The organism is Pseudomonas sp. GM24 (assembly GCF_000282235.1).
In the GTDB taxonomy this organism is placed as follows: Bacteria; Pseudomonadota; Gammaproteobacteria; order Pseudomonadales; family Pseudomonadaceae; genus Aquipseudomonas.
The window spans coordinates 29,184-45,184 of record NZ_AKJR01000196.1 but is presented as its reverse complement, the minus strand read 5'-3'; the positions used below and the strand labels follow the sequence as shown (position 1 = coordinate 45,184).

General features: G+C 59.3%; 13 protein-coding genes. 4 read left to right on the top strand and 9 right to left on the bottom strand.

The genetic code is table 11. From position 1 onward, the window contains the following. Positions 1 to 4: 4 nt before the first annotated feature. From PMI23_RS21350 to yddG, 3 genes are all read right to left on the bottom strand, one after another. Entirely contained in the window at positions 5 to 568 is a 564-nt protein-coding gene (locus tag PMI23_RS21350) for a hypothetical protein (protein ID WP_007913221.1), read from the bottom strand. Between the two features lie 18 nt (positions 569 to 586). Next, positions 587 to 1,519 carry a hypothetical protein gene (locus PMI23_RS21345; protein ID WP_007913222.1) on the bottom strand — a complete coding sequence of 311 codons (933 nt, stop codon included), beginning with the start codon at positions 1,517 to 1,519 and terminating at the stop codon, positions 587 to 589. 91 nt (positions 1,520 to 1,610) lie between these two features. Then, positions 1,611 to 2,549 carry an aromatic amino acid DMT transporter YddG gene (gene yddG, locus PMI23_RS21340; protein ID WP_007913223.1) on the bottom strand — a complete coding sequence of 313 codons (939 nt, stop codon included), beginning with the start codon at positions 2,547 to 2,549 and terminating at the stop codon, positions 1,611 to 1,613. Between the two features lie 279 nt (positions 2,550 to 2,828). Between yddG and PMI23_RS21335 the strand changes: the two genes are divergently transcribed. Then, the gene (locus PMI23_RS21335) at positions 2,829 to 4,172 is read left to right on the top strand and encodes an MFS transporter (protein WP_338010055.1); all 1,344 of its coding nucleotides are present in this window, start codon (positions 2,829 to 2,831) and stop codon (positions 4,170 to 4,172) included. Between the two features lie 42 nt (positions 4,173 to 4,214). Here the strand turns inward: PMI23_RS21335 and PMI23_RS21330 are convergent, their stop codons facing one another. Next, a complete protein-coding gene (locus PMI23_RS21330; protein ID WP_007913235.1) occupies positions 4,215 to 5,330 on the bottom strand; it encodes an aromatic ring-hydroxylating dioxygenase subunit alpha in 1,116 nt (371 codons plus the stop codon). A gap of 85 nt (positions 5,331 to 5,415) precedes the next feature. Continuing rightward, entirely contained in the window at positions 5,416 to 6,027 is a 612-nt protein-coding gene (locus PMI23_RS21325) for a dTMP kinase (protein ID WP_007913237.1), read from the bottom strand. Between the two features lie 127 nt (positions 6,028 to 6,154). Between PMI23_RS21325 and PMI23_RS21320 the strand changes: the two genes are divergently transcribed. After that, positions 6,155 to 7,288 carry an aminotransferase class V-fold PLP-dependent enzyme gene (locus PMI23_RS21320; protein WP_007913248.1) on the top strand — a complete coding sequence of 378 codons (1,134 nt, stop codon included), beginning with the start codon at positions 6,155 to 6,157 and terminating at the stop codon, positions 7,286 to 7,288. 185 nt (positions 7,289 to 7,473) lie between these two features. After that, entirely contained in the window at positions 7,474 to 8,598 is a 1,125-nt protein-coding gene (locus tag PMI23_RS21315; RefSeq protein ID WP_007913249.1) for an SMP-30/gluconolactonase/LRE family protein, read from the top strand. Positions 8,599 to 8,713: 115 nt separating this feature from the next. On the opposite strand, the gene PMI23_RS21310 is transcribed toward PMI23_RS21315, so the two are convergent. Together PMI23_RS21310 and PMI23_RS21305 are read right to left on the bottom strand one after the other, a co-directional pair. Next, positions 8,714 to 9,223: a nucleoside deaminase gene (locus PMI23_RS21310; protein WP_007913250.1), complete on the bottom strand. Its 510-nt coding sequence runs from the start codon at positions 9,221 to 9,223 to the stop codon at positions 8,714 to 8,716. A gap of 31 nt (positions 9,224 to 9,254) precedes the next feature. Beyond that, positions 9,255 to 10,586 carry a nucleobase:cation symporter-2 family protein gene (locus PMI23_RS21305; RefSeq protein WP_007913251.1) on the bottom strand — a complete coding sequence of 444 codons (1,332 nt, stop codon included), beginning with the start codon at positions 10,584 to 10,586 and terminating at the stop codon, positions 9,255 to 9,257. A 215-nt stretch (positions 10,587 to 10,801) separates the two neighbouring features. Here PMI23_RS21305 and PMI23_RS21300 point away from each other — a divergent pair, with 215 nt between their 5' ends. Continuing rightward, a complete protein-coding gene (locus PMI23_RS21300) occupies positions 10,802 to 11,716 on the top strand; it encodes a LysR family transcriptional regulator (protein WP_007913252.1) in 915 nt (304 codons plus the stop codon). Positions 11,717 to 11,767: 51 nt separating this feature from the next. On the opposite strand, the gene PMI23_RS21295 is transcribed toward PMI23_RS21300, so the two are convergent. After that, positions 11,768 to 14,857: an efflux RND transporter permease subunit gene (locus tag PMI23_RS21295; protein ID WP_007913253.1), complete on the bottom strand. Its 3,090-nt coding sequence runs from the start codon at positions 14,855 to 14,857 to the stop codon at positions 11,768 to 11,770. Next, positions 14,854 to 15,963, bottom strand: coding sequence for an efflux RND transporter periplasmic adaptor subunit (locus PMI23_RS21290; RefSeq protein WP_042704998.1), 1,110 nt, complete (start codon positions 15,961 to 15,963; stop codon positions 14,854 to 14,856). Before PMI23_RS21290 ends, PMI23_RS21295 begins: the two co-directional genes overlap by 4 nt. Positions 15,964 to 16,001: the final 38 nt, after the last annotated feature.

Genomic DNA, 16,001 nt, shown 5'->3' with positions numbered 1-16,001 from the left:
CCGGTCACAAGCCTTTGGAACATTGATCGGCTTGAAGGAAATCTTTTAGCGAAGCCTGATAAATGGCCAGTGGTCGTTTCTCGGGCTCAAACAGCGCAAACGGAATCATCACGAGATGGGAAACCGTTGTGGCGCTGACTGAGTAAGTTCTTTGCCTGCAAAAGCCGTTATCTTTATTCAGGGTGAAATCAAACTTGTACAGGTCTGGCCTTGTACACCAACTCGGAATCAAACCAAAACTCAACCCCGTCAAATACTCTTGTGTGCAAGCGCCACCCAATGAAAATTCCGAGACTTTGATTTCCAGTGCAGGGAGGCTCGAGGCTACAGGGCTGGAGCTGTGATCCTGTGCATGTGGAAACATGCTTTTTGTCTGCGCGTAGGCGTCTTTGCCAAGGCGACTGTTTTTCCAGGGAGAGTCTATTTCGTAACTGAAGCTGGAGATGATTTCCTGTGTTCCAGTTCCGACGTGTTCGTTGATTGTCGGCACGGTCGCATAGGAGGTACAGCCGGAACACAGCATCGCAACACTGACAACAACACATCCATGGGCTATTAAGCGGCGCATTCTAAATTTCAGTCCCCACTATTGATCAGCCATTGCACTGGCGTTTTTCTGGCCTGCTTCGGCCAGCTTCTTTTGCACATAAAAGATCATCAACACCGAATTGCTCTGAGCCTGGCGAGACTGTTGTTCGAACAACGCCACAAGCTGTTCCTCACGCTTGCACCCAGCATTGACATTGCCCTTTGCAAATTCGCAGGTACCGTATTGGCCCCAGCCTTTGCGGGCTTCATCGGCGTCTCGTGCGGGGTAAACCCAATACGATTCCCATGCGCCGTCGACGACAGGTTTACCGGCCACGTCTATCTGCTCTATCGCTTGCAAGGTTGCTGTGGCAGCGGCGTCCAGAAAACGTCGAGGGTTGGCATCGGCTTTATCCGCCTCATCACGAAGTGCCTGACACTGCACGTCAGACAAGTCGAACACTGGCAGCGCTTCAATGCTCTCGAACTCATCAAATGGATCGGAATGATTGCCCGGTAACTTTGCGTGGTAAGCCGGCACCACATGGCCGGGGACGCTCATGTCCTGTATGTAATGCAAAACCCTTCCTGCTTGCTCGTACACTTCAACCGGGTCGGCATCAGGTTTATCCAGCAGATCGTTCAGCTTCTCTATGCGTTTGCTGAAAATCGCGTCCAGATTGCGCTCGACGAACCAGAATGGCTCAAGCTTTTCGTTGCGGTTGTAGAAATGCCAGTGGGTGATGCGCTGAAGGATCGTCAGCGGGCTTGAGTCTTCTGCATCTGTGCCTTTAGCCAACGCCTCGGCCAACTGCACAGGGAGCTTTACTCCCGGGCAGCGCTGAAACGCCTGTGCTGCTTTTAGCGCGTAGGCCGAATGCAGCTCGGGGGTAAAGGCCATGGCCGGGGTTGAGGGGTTGAACAGCAGTGACAAGCCCAGTACTGCCCAGTAACGGATCGGGGCTGAACGGTGTACCGGGGTGGCTTCCATGCTGTTGCTCTCCATAAACCCGCGTGATTGCGGGAGACTTGCGTTGCGACGCTAATTTAGCATCCGTTAAGGCAGGCCGCTAAGGCCTGTTTCAGTGAGGGTTTTCGCCCACGCTGACCTTGATCGGAGTTGCTTGGGAAACCTTGTGCTGCCGGGTCGCCTGCCAACACAGTAGCGAGCCCACCGTCACCAGCACGGCGCCCTGCCAGAACTGAATCTGCAAACTCACGCCCAGCCACACCGCGGCGAACGCCGACGACAGCACGGGCGCAGAGTAGGACGCGGTCGCCAGCAACGTCAGGTTTCCCCGCAGAATGCCGATATTCCACAGCGCGTAACCGCCAGCCATGGCGATTCCGGCTGCCAGCAGCTCCAGGGAGTTTTCCCACGTGAATGGCGGTATCTGTTCCTGGCTCACGTACCACTTCACCCACAGCACGACGGACGTCAATACGAAAAACAGCACCACCAGATTCTGCCCGCCGGCATAGCGACGGGTGACATTGCAATACAGGGCAAAGGTAATCGCACAGGTCAGGGCCAGGCTGTAGCTCAACGGGTTGGACTGAACATTGCGCACAATCCCCGGCAACGATAACCCCTCGCCACTGACGACCCACAAGATGCCGAAAATCGCCAGCGCGGAGCCTGGAATGATGAACCACCGGGTCTTCTGCCCGTTCATGACAATCGCCAGCACCACGGTCAGGCATGGCCATAGGTAATTGACCACGCCCAGTTCGATGGCTTGATGCCGATCACTGGCGAAACCCAATGCCAACGACAGGCACACCTCATAAGCGACGAACAATGCGCTGCCGAGCAGCAGATAGTGCCTGGATGTTGAACGAATCCGCGGGCGGCCGAGGAACACCAGCAACAGCAAGGCGCCCAGCGAATAGATCAGCGCAGCGCCCCCTAGCGGACCGAAGTGCTCGCTGACGCCCCTGATCAATCCGGCGGCGGTACTCCACAAAACTATCGCCACCAAACCACACGCCGTGGCGGCCCGCTCACCTTTGATCAGCATCATGACTCCTGGCACAAAATGGCAAACCGACCGCACAGGCTAACCAGCGCAAGAGGATCAATAAAGGAACATTTTTGCCGTGCAAAGGATGAGCTGTCGTTATGACTCAGCCTTAATTGACCTGCGTCCAACTGTCGCAGCAAACAGCCATTGGAAAATTCCGCACAAGCCTTAGAATCCGCGCGTTCTTGCAGTCGCCGGATCTGGTGACCGAAACATACCCAACCGCCCTGCCCGTTCGGCGGGCACCTGCACCACACATCCCGGCTTGGCAATCGCATGCGCAGAGGCGCACGTTGCGCTGTTCGTTCTCTAGAGGTTTTTATGTCTCCGCGTTTGCTGGCCATGGCGCTGGCGCCCCTGCTCGGGCTGTTCATTGTTGCGCTGGGCAACGGTTTTCTGTCTTCGCTGACCACCCTTCGACTGGACGCTGCCGGTGCGTCGACCACGATGATCGGCATCGTTTCATCGGCCTACTTCATCGGTCTGACCCTGGGTGCGGTGTTCAATGACCGTTTGATTCTGCGCATCGGCCATATCCGCGCCTACGGCAGCTTTGCCTCGCTGATCGCCGTGACCATCCTGCTGCAGGGTTTGTTCTATGACACTTGGGGCTGGTTCGCCCTGCGCCTGATCAACGGCTGGGCCACGGTCGGCGTGTTTCTGGTGATCGAGAGCTGGCTGCTGCTGGCGGGCGACGCGAAGATTCGCGGGCGCTTGCTCGCGTTGTACATGATCGTCTTGTATGGCGCCGGTGTGCTGGGCCAGGCAACGCTGGGCAAAATCACCGGGTTGAGCGACAGCGCACCGTTCATGGTCGCCGGCATGCTCGCTTCATTATCAGTGCTGCCGATCGTGATCCTGCCGCGCGTGTCGCCATTGCTCGATCAGGTTGAACCGCTCAAGCCCCGGCAACTGTTGGGCGTGACGCCGACCGGGCTGGTCGGCTGTTTCGGTTCGGGTGTGACCATCGCGGCGATTTACACCTTGCTGCCGTTGTATCTGCAACGCAGCGGTCTGAATGTCGGTGAAGTCGGCAGCATGATGGCTTGGACGATTCTTGGCGCGATGCTCCTGCAATACCCGGTCGGACGCTGGTCCGATCGCAAGGATCGCTTGCAGGTGCTGACGATCCTGACAGTGGCGTGCACCGTGCTATCGCTGGTGATCGTGCTGGTGCCGCTGTCCTCGACAATGCTCGCGGTGATGTTGTTTCTGCTCGGTGGCGGCGTATTCGCGCTGTACCCGGTTGCCGTCAGCCATGCTGCTGACCGTGCGCCTGCCGAAGCGTTGGTGCCGATGATTCAGGGCCTGCTGCTGATCAACTCACTGGGCTCGGCGATCAGTCCGATGATGATCTCGCCAGTGATGAATTCGTTCGGCGCCAATGGTCTGTTCTGGGTATTTGCGCAGGTCAATCTGTGCATGGTCACCTTCTTCCTGTGGCGCCGTGGCAAGCGCCCGGTTCCGGCCAATCCTGCGCCGTTTGCAGCGGCAGCCACGTTCTCGCCGACAGGTGCGGAGCTGCGGGTGACCGAAGATTTGCGTCAAGCGGTGCAGAAGCATCCGCCAATGGTGGATGCATTGAGCGGCGAGCCTTCGCCGCAATGTGAGACGCGCTAGGGGTTGCGCCAGTCTGCGCCAAGCGCAGGCTGGCTCGCAGCACTAGTCAGGTTCGTGGGTGATATCCACGAGCGGAATCGGCTCGATCGCCCAAGCGCGAATTTGACGACGTTCGGGGCTGGGTACTGCACAAGCCCTGCGCCCGGTGAAGGTTCGCGCAAGACGCTCTTCATCGATGCGCCAGCCGCGCTGTTCCAGTGCCTGTACGTCTCGGCGAAAGGCAATCTGCAGCGCGTCGGATTTCAGCGAAACCTCCTGCTGAAAAGAGTCCGGCACACGTTCGGGCCTGACGTTTTTCAGCACGGCATGATCTTGTTCGAAGATACGGATATTGCTCGCAATGAACCTGCGATCGAGCAATCGGGAGCGCAGAAACGTTCTGCCCATCATCCACCAGGTGCGCGTGCGATTGGCGTCAATCGGGACATGCGCCGAGACGATGTAGATCCGCCAGCCGTTGGGCAACTCAAGCTCAAGCGTTGTGCATGGGCCGGATAAATGGAAACCCGGAACAGTCACCACACTGACAAACTCAGTGGAGGATTTACGCCGTAGCAGTCCTTTGCGTGCCGGCCTGCGCATAAGCATTTGGGCGCTACCACTCCACGCATCGCTTTCAACCTCGAACGATTCAATCTCGGGATGATCCGGATCGCCGAAGGTTGAGCCATGGACAAACGGCGCGTGCGCGAAGTCCAGACCGTTTTCAATAATCCGGTCCCAACTGGCCTGCCAGTCAAAGTAGCCCGAGACCACGCGGATGGCGGGATCGTCGATCCAGTCGAGCGTCGGCAACGGCGGACGCTCAGACTCCGGCAGATCACCTAAAAATGCCCAGATCCAACCGTAACGCTCAAGCGTTGGGTACGCATCGACGCGGGCCTTGGCGGGAATCCGCAGGTCGGGCTGCGCCGGTATCTGCGTGCAGACGCCATCAGCGCCAAACCGCCAGCCGTGATAGGGACACTGCACGCTGTTGCCAACCTTGCTGCCGACGGACAGTGAGCCGCCGCGATGCACGCAAATATCCGACAGCACGTGAGCGACACCCGCGTAATCGCGGAACGCCACGAAAGGTTGACCGAGCAATTGAACCGGCATCAATCCATCATTCAACTGGGACGATGGGAGAACGACATACCAGAGGTTTGTGAGCATGGGTTGCGTGTGATCCGTCAGTACGGTGAGTTCCGGTCAGAGAAATCTGGCATTCAAACTAGATCAGGCGGCGCTGATCCGACAATCAGCCAAGCACTTTATAGATCTCTGCAACTACCTGAGTCGTTGCGGCTTCGATGGTTCCTTCGTTACGGCATAGCACCCAGCCGTGATCGACAACCGCCTGCTCGAACATCTCGCTACAGGTGACGTGCTCTGCGTGTTTCTGAATCACCGTGCCGCCCAGTCCTCTTGATCGCGCCGTTGCCCTCGCCCATGAAATATCCGGTGCGGTGACAACGCCGACATGCAGATCCGGCACGCGCACGCCTCGCTCGATGTTCAACTGCAGAATCTCGGCAAACGGCACGTTATGGCGAAATGCGGCGTCAGACGGATACCAGCGATCGATCAGGATGATGCTGTTCAATGGCTGATTGGGCAGCACCCGCTCAGAAATCCAGCGGCGGCTATCGGCAAGGCGCTGACACACCGCCCACTCCAGATCCCGCGAGGGATGTCTGGCGAGTTGGTTGACCAGGGCCATGGTTTCGCCGCGGTATGGATCGCTTTTTCTCTCGCAGAGCCGAATGACTTTGTGCTTATCCGCCCGCAGCGCAGCGGTAACAGCCTCCAGCAGTGTGGTTTTGCCGGTGCCCTTGGGCCCATCCAGAGAAATAAACAGCGGCAGCTTCATGGTTCACGCAACGATTGAGACATTGCCGAGCACTCTAACCTCATTTGCGCAATTCAATGAGCTGATCGCTGCCCTTTGCCTACACTTGCTTGCCAATGATGTTTACCCCTCTGCCAAAGGAGTCACCATGTCCAAGCTCTATCCGAGCATCGATCCCGACGGATTGGTCGAGTACTCAGTGGTCTACACCGACCGCTCGCTGAACCACATGTCGCAGTCCTTTCAAGGCGCAATGAAGAACATTTCCAAAACCTTGAAACAGGTCTACAACGCCGAAGCGGTGGCGGTGGTTCCGGGCAGCGGCACATTCGGCATGGAAGCGGTGGCGCGACAGTTCGCTACCGGACAACAGTGTCTGGTGATACGCAACGGCTGGTTCAGTTATCGCTGGAGCCAGATTCTGGAGATGGGCAACATCCCGGCGACCACTACGGTGCTCAAAGCCCAGCCGGTCGAGACGGGGCGCCAGGCAGCCTACGCCCCGCCGCCGCTGGACGAAGTGCTGGCCGCCATCGCGGCGCAGAAGCCGAAAGTGGTCTTCGCCCCCCACGTTGAAACTTCATCCGGGATCCTCCTGCCCGACGAGTACCTGCGAGCCGTTGGCGACGCCGTGCATGCGGTGGGTGGTCTGTTTGTGCTGGACTGCATCGCCTCCGGCACGATTTGGGTGGATATGCACAAATGCGCCGTCGACCTGCTGATCAGCGCCCCGCAGAAAGGCTGGAGCGCCTCCCCTTGCTGTGCCCTGGTAATGTTCAGTGCTGGGGCGCTCGAGCGTATCGAACACACGCAAAGCAGCAGCTTCGCCTGCGACCTGAAAAAGTGGCTGCAAATCATGCGGGCCTACGAACAGGGCGGACATGCCTATCACGCGACGATGCCCAGCGATTCACTCGCGCGGTTCAACGACGTGATGAAAGAGACACAAGCGTACGGGTTCGACAAGGTTCGCGATGAACAACAGGCGCTGGGTGATCGGGTGCGTGCGTTGTTGACCGGCAGAGGTTTCAAAAGCGTCGCCGCAGAAGGCTTTCAGGCCCCAGGTGTGGTGGTGAGTTACACCGATGATGCCGACATCAAGAGCGGCAAGAAATTTGCCCAGCACGGCCTGCAGATCGCCGCCGGCGTGCCACTGCAATGCGATGAGCCGGCCGACTTCCAGACCTTTCGCCTCGGGCTGTTCGGACTGGAGAAGCTACAGAATGTCGAGCGCACGGTCAGCCTGCTGGAGCAGGCACTGGATGAGGTGATGGTTGACTAAAAGCTGTCCTTGCCCGCAGGACACGACGTTATCGCTTGCCAATTCTAAGGTGGAGGCCATTATGCTTACTGGCTTCCACTGCTACCTACGCCCATTGGCGTCGCGCAACGAACAACTTGTACGATGTCTTATCACGAGGTATTACTACGTCTCCCACATAAAAATAAAACCACGGAGATCGCTACATGGACTCATCCCTGTCCGCTCGACCTGAAAGCCCTGACCGAGCGCAAGGCAACACCCGCCGCAGCTTCCTGAAAAAATCCCTCGCCGTTTCCGCCACGCTCGCCACCGTCGGCAGCACCGCACTGACGCGGATCGCCGAGGCCGCCGAACCCTTGAGTCAGCGCTACCCTGATCCGCTGATTCACATCCTCGACGACAGCTTCCTTGAGCTGCGTATTTTCAACGCCAGTGTTGAAAAACTTGCCACCGGTATGCGCTGGGCCGAAGGGCCGGTGTGGGTCGGTGATGGCCGCTATTTGCTGGTCAGCGACATCCCCAATAATCGCATCATGCGCTGGGACGAAATCACCGACACCTTCACCGTGTACCGCGAACATTCGAATTTTTCCAACGGCATGTGCCGGGATCGCCAAGGGCGGCTGATTGTCTGCGAAGGCTCCACCACCACCACCAGCGAAGGTCGGCGCGTCACGCGCACCGAAGCCAATGGCACGATCACCGTGCTGGCCGACAGCTTCGACGGCAAACCCTTCAACTCGCCCAACGACATCGTCTGCAAAAGTGACGGATCGATCTGGTTCACCGACCCGCCCTTCCAGACCAGCAACAACTACGAGGGCCACAAAATCACCCCGAGCCAACCCCACGCCGTGTACCGCATCGACGGCGAAACTAAAAAAGTTACGCGGGTCATCGACGACCTCAACGGCCCCAACGGCCTGTGCTTTTCTCCCGATGAGAAAACACTGTACGTCGTTGAAGGTCGCGCCAAGCCCAATCGCCTGATCTGGGCTATCGCGGTGAAGGACGATGGCACACTCGGCGAACGCCGCAAGCACATCGAAGGGCTGGACTATGCCGCGATCGACGGCATCAAGTGCGACGAAGCCGGCAACCTGTGGTGCGGCTGGGGCGGCAATGGTGATCCCAAGGCCGACCTGGAAAAACTCGACGGCGTGCGCGTGTTCAATCCGCAGGGCAAGGCCATCGGGCACATCTCGCTGCCTGAGCGCTGCCCGAATTTGTGCTTCGGGGGGCGCGAAGGGAATCGGTTGTTCATGGCCAGCAGTCACTCGATCTATTCGCTGTTTGTGAATACCCGTGGGACTACGTTTGCGTTGTAAAAGCGCGGTTCGTCTCGCGATGGATTCGTGAGAATTGCCGCGCATCCGAGAATGCGCGGCATTCAAGCTCGTTTACCGTCCCCGCCTCGCTGGACCTTGTGACGCGGACAGCAGTTTACGACCAGAAGCCTTTATGCGGTGCAGCCGCCTCGCCCTCCAGCATCGGCCCCAACACACTGACCTTGCGCTGCCCCTTGGCGAACACCTCGCGGCACGGCAGAGAGAACGTCGGGTTCTCCGGATGATCCCCCGTCAATCCCAGCAAGGCATGCTCCGACAAGGCATAAACCACTCGCCCGATTCCGGTCCAATACACCGCGCCGGCGCACATGCAGCAAGGTTCGGCGCTGGTGTACAGCGTGCACAGTTCCAGCTCTTGCGGCGACAGCAATTTTGCCGCTGCGGCGGCCGCCACCAACTCGGCGTGCTGCGTCGGATCGCCTTCCGGCGGCATCGAGTTATTCCCCGCTTCGACAATCACCTTGCCGTTGCGGTCGGCCACCAATGCCGCGAACGGATGGCGACCGCGTTGTTTCGATGCCTCGGACAAGGCGATGGTCTGGCGCAACAACGCCAGATCCAGATCGCTGACGCCAGCCGGGATGAGCTGAGTGAATTGATTCATGGGTAACTCCTGGGCAGTGGAAAACAAAAGGTCAGTCGGCCAGTTCAGCGCCGAGGGTTTCGGTCGATTTTTTTTCGTTGTTGAGCAGGATGTTGAGGGTGATGGCGGTGATCGCTCCGAGGAAAATCCCGCTGTCGAGCACCAGTTTCAACGTCGGACCGACGTGTTCGAACAGCGCCGGAAAGGACATCGGCAGCACCCCGACACTCACCGAAACCGCAACGATGATGCCGTTGCGCGTCCCCTCGAATTGCACCCGTGACAGTTCTTGAATGCCCGCCACCGTGGTCATGCCGAACATCACGATCGCGCAGCCACCGAGCACTGGCGTCGGCACGGCGGCGATCAACGCGCCGAGTTTGGGGAACAGGCCCATCAGCACCATGATTGCCCCGGCGGCGGCCACGACGAAGCGGCTTTTCACGTTGGAAAGCGCGATCAAACCGGTGTTCTGAGTGAAGGCGTTGTAGGGAAAGCTGTTGAACAAACCGCCGAGCATGGTCGACAAGCCGTCGGCGCGGAACGCGTTGCCGAGAGTCTGTTGCGTGGTCGGTTTGCCGGTCAGTTTGCCGATCGCCAAGCAGTTGCCGGTGGTCTCGGCCATGATCACCAGCATCGCCAGGGTCATGATCAGAATCGGCACCGGTGCGAATTCCGGCGCGCCGAAGGCGATCGGCGCACTCAGCTCAAACCACGCGGCTTCGCTGACCCGATTGAAGTGAGTCATGCCGCAAGCCGCTGCGATCAGACTGCCGACAAACAAGCCGATGAGCACGCTGAGGTTGCCGAGGAAGCCCTTGCATTTGGCATAGATCACCAGCGTCACGCTGACCGTGGCCAGACCCAGCAACAAGTTCGCCGGATTGCCGAAATCCGCCGAGTCGGGATTGCCGCCGCCCAGCCAGATCGCCGCCGCCGGCATCAGCGAGATGCCGATAATGGTGATCAGGCTGCCAATCACCACCGGCGGGAAAAACCGTAGCAAGCGGCTGAACACTGGCGCTAGCGCAATGGTGATAAAGCCCGCGGCAATCACCGCCCCGAAGATCTGGCTGAGTCCGAACTCTTTGCCGATCATGATCATCGGCGCCAGGGCAATGAACGAGCAGCCCTGAATCAGCGGCAGGCGCGCGCCGAATTTCCAGAAACCGAGAGTTTGAATCAGCGTCGCCACGCCAGAGGTCAACAGGTTGGCGTTGATCAGCAACACCACCTGCGCCGAGGTCAGCCCCATCGCGCTACCAAGAATCAGCGGCACCGCCACCGCTCCCGCGTACATCACCAGAACATGCTGCAAGCCAAACGTGAACAACTGTCGCAGTGGCAAAACCTCGTCCACCGGATGAATGCGTTGTGGGGTCATTTCACACGCTCCTGAAGGTGCGGCATCTGTTGAGATCGCGGGCATGCTCAGGGGCGTTTGAAAGTCGGATCCGCCCCGGAGATCGTTTGACGCGGGGCCATAGTTGAACGTTTATTGCGATGAACAAAATTAGCAACCATCGCTTTTTTCGATGGCACGAATCTGGCATTGGTTATCTGCTTTAAACCCCCATCCTCGACCCAGGAGTCCACCGCTTGCGCTTCTCACTCGATCAACTGCTGATGTTCGTCCAAGTGGTCAAAAGCGGATCGTTTTCCGCCGCCGGGCGCAAACTGGGCAAGACTCAATCGACCATCAGCGCGGCGATTGCCAACCTCGAAACCGACCTTGGGGTCGACCTGTTCGACCGCACTAACCGCAGCCCCGCTCTGACTGCCAGCGGCCACAAGCTGCTGGTGCAGGCCGAAGCCGTGCTTGAACGCTGCATGACCTTCGAAGCCCACGCCGATTGCCTTTCGGACAACGTCGAAACCAGCCTGACGCTCGCCATTGAAACGCCGTACGGGCCGATCATGCCGGTGCTCAAAGCCTTCGAAGCCGCGTTCCCCTTTGTCGACCTGATCATCCGCCATCCGGTTTACGGCGACGTTAGCGAACTGGTCAGCAGCGGCGAAGCGGTACTCGGTGTGGCGTTCTCACAGCCCGGCTATCCCAAGGAGCTGGCGTTTCAGCAACTGGGCAAACTGATCATGCTGCACGTCTGCCACCCCGAGCACCCATTGGCGCAACTCGACAACGTCACGTTCGACGACCTGCACGTCCATCGCCGACTGGCCTTCAGCGCCCACGCGAGCAAACTGCCGAGCAGCGAATACCTGCGCTCGACCCAGTTGTGGCAAGCGGAAAGCTATCTGGCGTTATTGGAAATGGTCCGCGCCGGGCTCGGTTGGGCCACCCTGCCCCGCCAGCTCGTTCAGCGCGAACTGGCCAAGGGTGAACTGGTGGAACTGCAGCTCTCGGCGTATCCGCATACCGACTGGCAGATTGGTGTCGATTTGCTGTGGGCGCGGCAGCGGCCGCTGGGCAAGGCCGAGCGGTGGCTGAAAGAGAAATTGCAGGGCAACAAGGTGTATGAACTGGATCGCAATGGGCAGATCACCACGCTTTGACGTGGGGACAACAAGGCCCGCCAAAGCGGGCCTCGATTGCAGGCGTTGTCACTACGCCAGTTTGACTGTTTCAGTCTGAACCTTGTGCTCAGCGCGGATCTTGAACCAGATGGAATACATCGCCGGCAGGAACACCAGCGTCATGATGGTGCCGACGAATGTGCCGCCAATCAGGGTGTAAGCCAGCGTGCCCCAGAACACCGAGTGTGTCAGGGGAATAAAGGCCAGGATGGCCGCCAGCGCCGTCAGCAGGACCGGTCGCGCACGTTGCACCGTGGCTTCGACCACAGCGTGGAACGGGTCCAGTCCTTCCAGCGTGTTGTGATGGATCTGCCCGATCAGAATCAGCGTGTTGCGCATCAGGATTCCCGACAGCGCAATCAGCCCGACCAGTGCATTGATGCCAAACGGTTGATTGAAGATCAGCAGCGTCGGCACCACTCCAATCAAGCCTAACGGCGAGGTGAGGAAGACCATGATCATCGCCGCGATCGAACGCACCTGCACAATGATGATCAGCAACGTCATGGCGATCATGATTGGCAGCAAGGGCAAGATCGCCTTGCCCGCTTTGCCGGACTCCTCGATGGCACCCGCCTGCTCGATTCGGTAACCCGAAGGCAGTTTTTCAATGATCGGCTGCAATTGCTTGAGGATCTCACCCGACACATCCGGAGGCTGCAAACCTTCGGCAATGTCGCCACGCACGGTGATGGTTGGCGTGCGGTCACGGCGTCGCAGAATAGGATCCTCCATGCGCACATCGACCTCGCCGATCTGCGACAAAGGGATGCGTTGTCCCGCCGCGCCGACCAGGGTGAAACCCTTGATTTGCGCCGGGTCGAGCCTGATATTGCCCGCCGCACGCCCGACGACCTGGACAGAACGAATATCCTCGCGAACCGCGGTGATCGGCACTCCGCTCAGCAGGAACTGCAGTTGCTGGGCAACCGCATTCGAGGTCAACCCCACTGCTTGCAGGCGGTCCTGATCGAGACTGAAATGCAAGGTCGGGGTCAGCGGTCCCCAGTCAGTGTTCACTGTTCTCATCATCGGGCTGTCTTGCAGCACGCCGCGAACCTGCTCGGCGATATCGCGTAGCTTCGCCGGATCAGGCCCCATCACCCGGTAGGCAACCGGGAACGGCGAATAAGGACCAAAGACAATTTGCGTGGCCCTGACACGGGCCTCCGGCGCTAGGCCTTCGGCAACTGCTTCGCGCAGCCGTAACTTGAGGGTTTCGCGTGCTTCCTGACTGTCCGTGAGCACCACGATTTTGGCAAAAGAAGGATCGGGTAATTCTGGCGCCATCGCCAGGAAGAAACGTGGCGCACCCTGGCCGATATAGGCGGTGACGATTTTGGCCTCATCCTGCTTCTGCAACCAGGCTTCGACTTTGGCGGCCGTGGCGCTAGTCTGCTCGATCGAGGTCCCGTAAGGCATCTGCACCTCGATCATCACCTCGGGACGGTCGGAGGTCGGAAAAAACTGCTTCTTCACCAGCCCCATGCCTGGAACCGCAACGAAAAACAGCGTGACCACCGTACCCGCCACCAGCCATTTGCGAGCGATCACCGCGGTCAGCAGCCGGCGGAAACGGTTGTAATTCGGCGTATTGTAGATCGCCGCGTGGCCACCTTCGACCTTCTTGATGTCCGGCAACAACTTCACGCCCAGATACGGGGTGAACGCCACCGCGACGACCCAGGACGCGATCAACGCAATGCCGACAATCCAGAACATATTGCTGGTGTATTCGCCGGCAGTGGACTGGGCAAAACCGTTCGGCAAAAAGCCGATTGCCGTCACCAGCGTACCGGACAGCATCGGCGCTGCTGTATGGCTCCAGGCGTAGGCAGATGCCTTGATGCGATCGTAGCCCTCCTCCATTTTCACCACCATCATTTCAATGGCGATGATCGCGTCATCGACCAACAGCCCGAGCGCGAGGATCAATGAGCCGAGGGTGATGCGATCAAAGTTCTTGCCGGTGGCGGCCATCACCACGAACACGATCGCTAGGGTCAACGGCACAGCCGCGGCGACCACCACCCCGACCCGCCAGCCCATGCTGAGAAAGCACACGAGCATGACCACCAGCAGCGCGACAAAAAACTTGACCATGAACTCGCCGACCGCCGAGTCGATATTGACCGCCTGGTCGGTGACTTTGGCGAGGGTCATGCCCAGTGGTATTTCCGCATTGATCCGCGCGGTTTCCGCATCCAGCGCCTTGCCCAGATCGAGACCGTTCCAGCCCTCGCGCATCACCACACCCAGTAGCAGCGCGTCTTCGCCGTTATTGCGCACAAAAAAGGTGGCGGGATCTTCGTAACCGCGTTCAACCGTGGCCACATCAGAGAGCTTGAGCGTGCGCCCCTGCACGGAGACCGGCGTATCGCGAATTTTCTGCACCTTGTCGAAAGCACCGTCGAGACGCAGAAACACCTGGGGCCCACTGGTTTCGATGGAGCCGGCAGGCGTCAGCACGTTCTGACTGTTCAACGCGGCGAAGATGTCCTGCGGTGACAGGCCGAGGGTCGCCAAGCGGTCATGGGAAAATGAAACGTAGATGCGCTCGGCTTGCTCACCGATGATGTTGACCTTCTTCACACCCGGCACATGCAGCAGACGCTGGCGCATGGCTTCGGCATCACGCACCAGTAAGCGCTGCGGCTCGCCCTTGGCTTTCAAGGCGAACAGCGCGAAGGTCACGTCGGAAAACTCATCGTTGACCATCGGCCCGATAACACCGGCCGGCAGCCTGATGGCTTCATCGTCGAGCTTCTTGCGTGCTTGATAGAACTCTTCCTGCACTTGCGACGGCGGCGTGCTGTCGAGCAACGACACCATCGTGAACGCCAGTCCAGGGCGAGTGTAGGTTTCCGAGCGGTCGTACCACTTGAGTTCTTGCAGGCGCTTTTCAAGGGGTTCGGCGACCTGATCCTGCATCTCTTGCGCAGTCGCACCGGGCCACGCGGTAATGACCGTCATCTGTTTGACCGTAAACGGTGGATCCTCCGCACGCCCCAGTTGAAAGAACGACAACGTCCCTGCAACGGCAATCAGAAAGATCAGGAACACGGTGATCGCCCGCTCACGAACCGCGATGGCCGAAAGGTTGAAGCGCCCCTGGCTCATGGGCGACTCCCGGCAACGCTGGCTTCGCTCTGTTGCGGCAATCGCACCTCTTCGCCATCGCGCAGCAGATGTGCGCCCAACGCTACAACCTGCTCACCGGCAGTGAGGTCGCCGGCGATGCGCGCCGAATCATCGCTCAACCCCAGCACCTTAACCGCTCGCCAAGCCACCTTTGCCGGTGTTCCGGTGATCACCCACACACCGGGTCCTTTGCCCGGGTCGTAAATCGCGGCGATGGGGACTTGTAACGCCTGTGTCTGGGAGGCGCCCTCGGCAATGCTGAGGGTGACGGTCGCACCGATCGGCGCGTTGGCCAGCGGCCCCTCAAGCACATAGCGCGCTTCGAATGTGCGCGTCGTGCGGTCCGCGGAGTCCGAAAGCAGCCGCAGTTTTGCCGTCACCGCCGCTGAATTGACCCCGTAGAGGCTGGCTTGTGCGGTGGAACCGGCTGCCGGACGCAACGTTTCGGGCAGATGCACGATGGCTTCGCGCTGACCTGCGCGCGCCAGTCGAACCACCGGTTGTCCCGGGCTTACGACTTGTCCAGGTTCAGCGAGTGTTTCCACTACCACGCCGTCCGCATCAGCAACCAGCAACGCATAACCTGAAGCGTTACTCGCTACGTCCGCTTGCGCCTGCGCGGCGTTGAGCTGCGCCTTTGCAGTCTCCGCAGCGGCTCTGTACTGGTCGTAGGCTGATGCCGAAATGGCGCCAACGCCGACCAGTTTGCGATAGCGAGCCTCGTCGTCGGCTGTCTGTTTGGCGCTGGCGCGAGCCGCTATGACCGCCGCCTGCTGCGCCCGCGCTTGCAGTCCAAGGTCGATCGGGTCAAGACGCATCAGCGGCTGCCCTCGCTTGACGACCTCCCCCGTATCAACCAGACGTTCGAGCACTTTGCCCGACACGCGAAAACCCAAGTCGCCCTGAACGCGCGCCGCGACCACTCCGGTGAAAGAACGAGCGACATCGGGTGACGCTTGAACCGCAGCGGATCTGACCAGCGGCGCTTGAGTTCGGGGATCTGCAACGCCGGGAGATTCGCCACAGGCGGTCAGGGCAAGAGGCAACAAGCATGCGGCAATAGGGAAAGGTCGGAGCCGGCGCATAGGTTCACTTACTGAGGAATAGGATGATCATCATATTC

What these genes read in the sequence shown, in the direction of transcription:
- PMI23_RS21310 (WP_007913250.1), bottom strand. Translation starts at nt 9,223, where the DNA reads ATGAATCAATTCACTCAGCTCATCCCGGCTGGCGTCAGCGATCTGGAT.
- PMI23_RS21320 (WP_007913248.1), top strand. Translation starts at nt 6,155, where the DNA reads ATGTCCAAGCTCTATCCGAGCATCGATCCCGACGGATTGGTCGAGTAC.
- PMI23_RS21350 (WP_007913221.1), bottom strand. Translation starts at nt 568, where the DNA reads ATGCGCCGCTTAATAGCCCATGGATGTGTTGTTGTCAGTGTTGCGATG.
- PMI23_RS21335 (WP_338010055.1), top strand. Translation starts at nt 2,829, where the DNA reads ATGCGCAGAGGCGCACGTTGCGCTGTTCGTTCTCTAGAGGTTTTTATG.
- yddG (WP_007913223.1), bottom strand. Translation starts at nt 2,549, where the DNA reads ATGCTGATCAAAGGTGAGCGGGCCGCCACGGCGTGTGGTTTGGTGGCG.
- PMI23_RS21345 (WP_007913222.1), bottom strand. Translation starts at nt 1,519, where the DNA reads ATGGAAGCCACCCCGGTACACCGTTCAGCCCCGATCCGTTACTGGGCA.
- PMI23_RS21330 (WP_007913235.1), bottom strand. Translation starts at nt 5,330, where the DNA reads ATGCTCACAAACCTCTGGTATGTCGTTCTCCCATCGTCCCAGTTGAAT.
- PMI23_RS21305 (WP_007913251.1), bottom strand. Translation starts at nt 10,586, where the DNA reads ATGACCCCACAACGCATTCATCCGGTGGACGAGGTTTTGCCACTGCGA.
- PMI23_RS21290 (WP_042704998.1), bottom strand. Translation starts at nt 15,963, where the DNA reads ATGCGCCGGCTCCGACCTTTCCCTATTGCCGCATGCTTGTTGCCTCTT.
- PMI23_RS21315 (WP_007913249.1), top strand. Translation starts at nt 7,474, where the DNA reads ATGGACTCATCCCTGTCCGCTCGACCTGAAAGCCCTGACCGAGCGCAA.
- PMI23_RS21325 (WP_007913237.1), bottom strand. Translation starts at nt 6,027, where the DNA reads ATGAAGCTGCCGCTGTTTATTTCTCTGGATGGGCCCAAGGGCACCGGC.
- PMI23_RS21295 (WP_007913253.1), bottom strand. Translation starts at nt 14,857, where the DNA reads ATGAGCCAGGGGCGCTTCAACCTTTCGGCCATCGCGGTTCGTGAGCGG.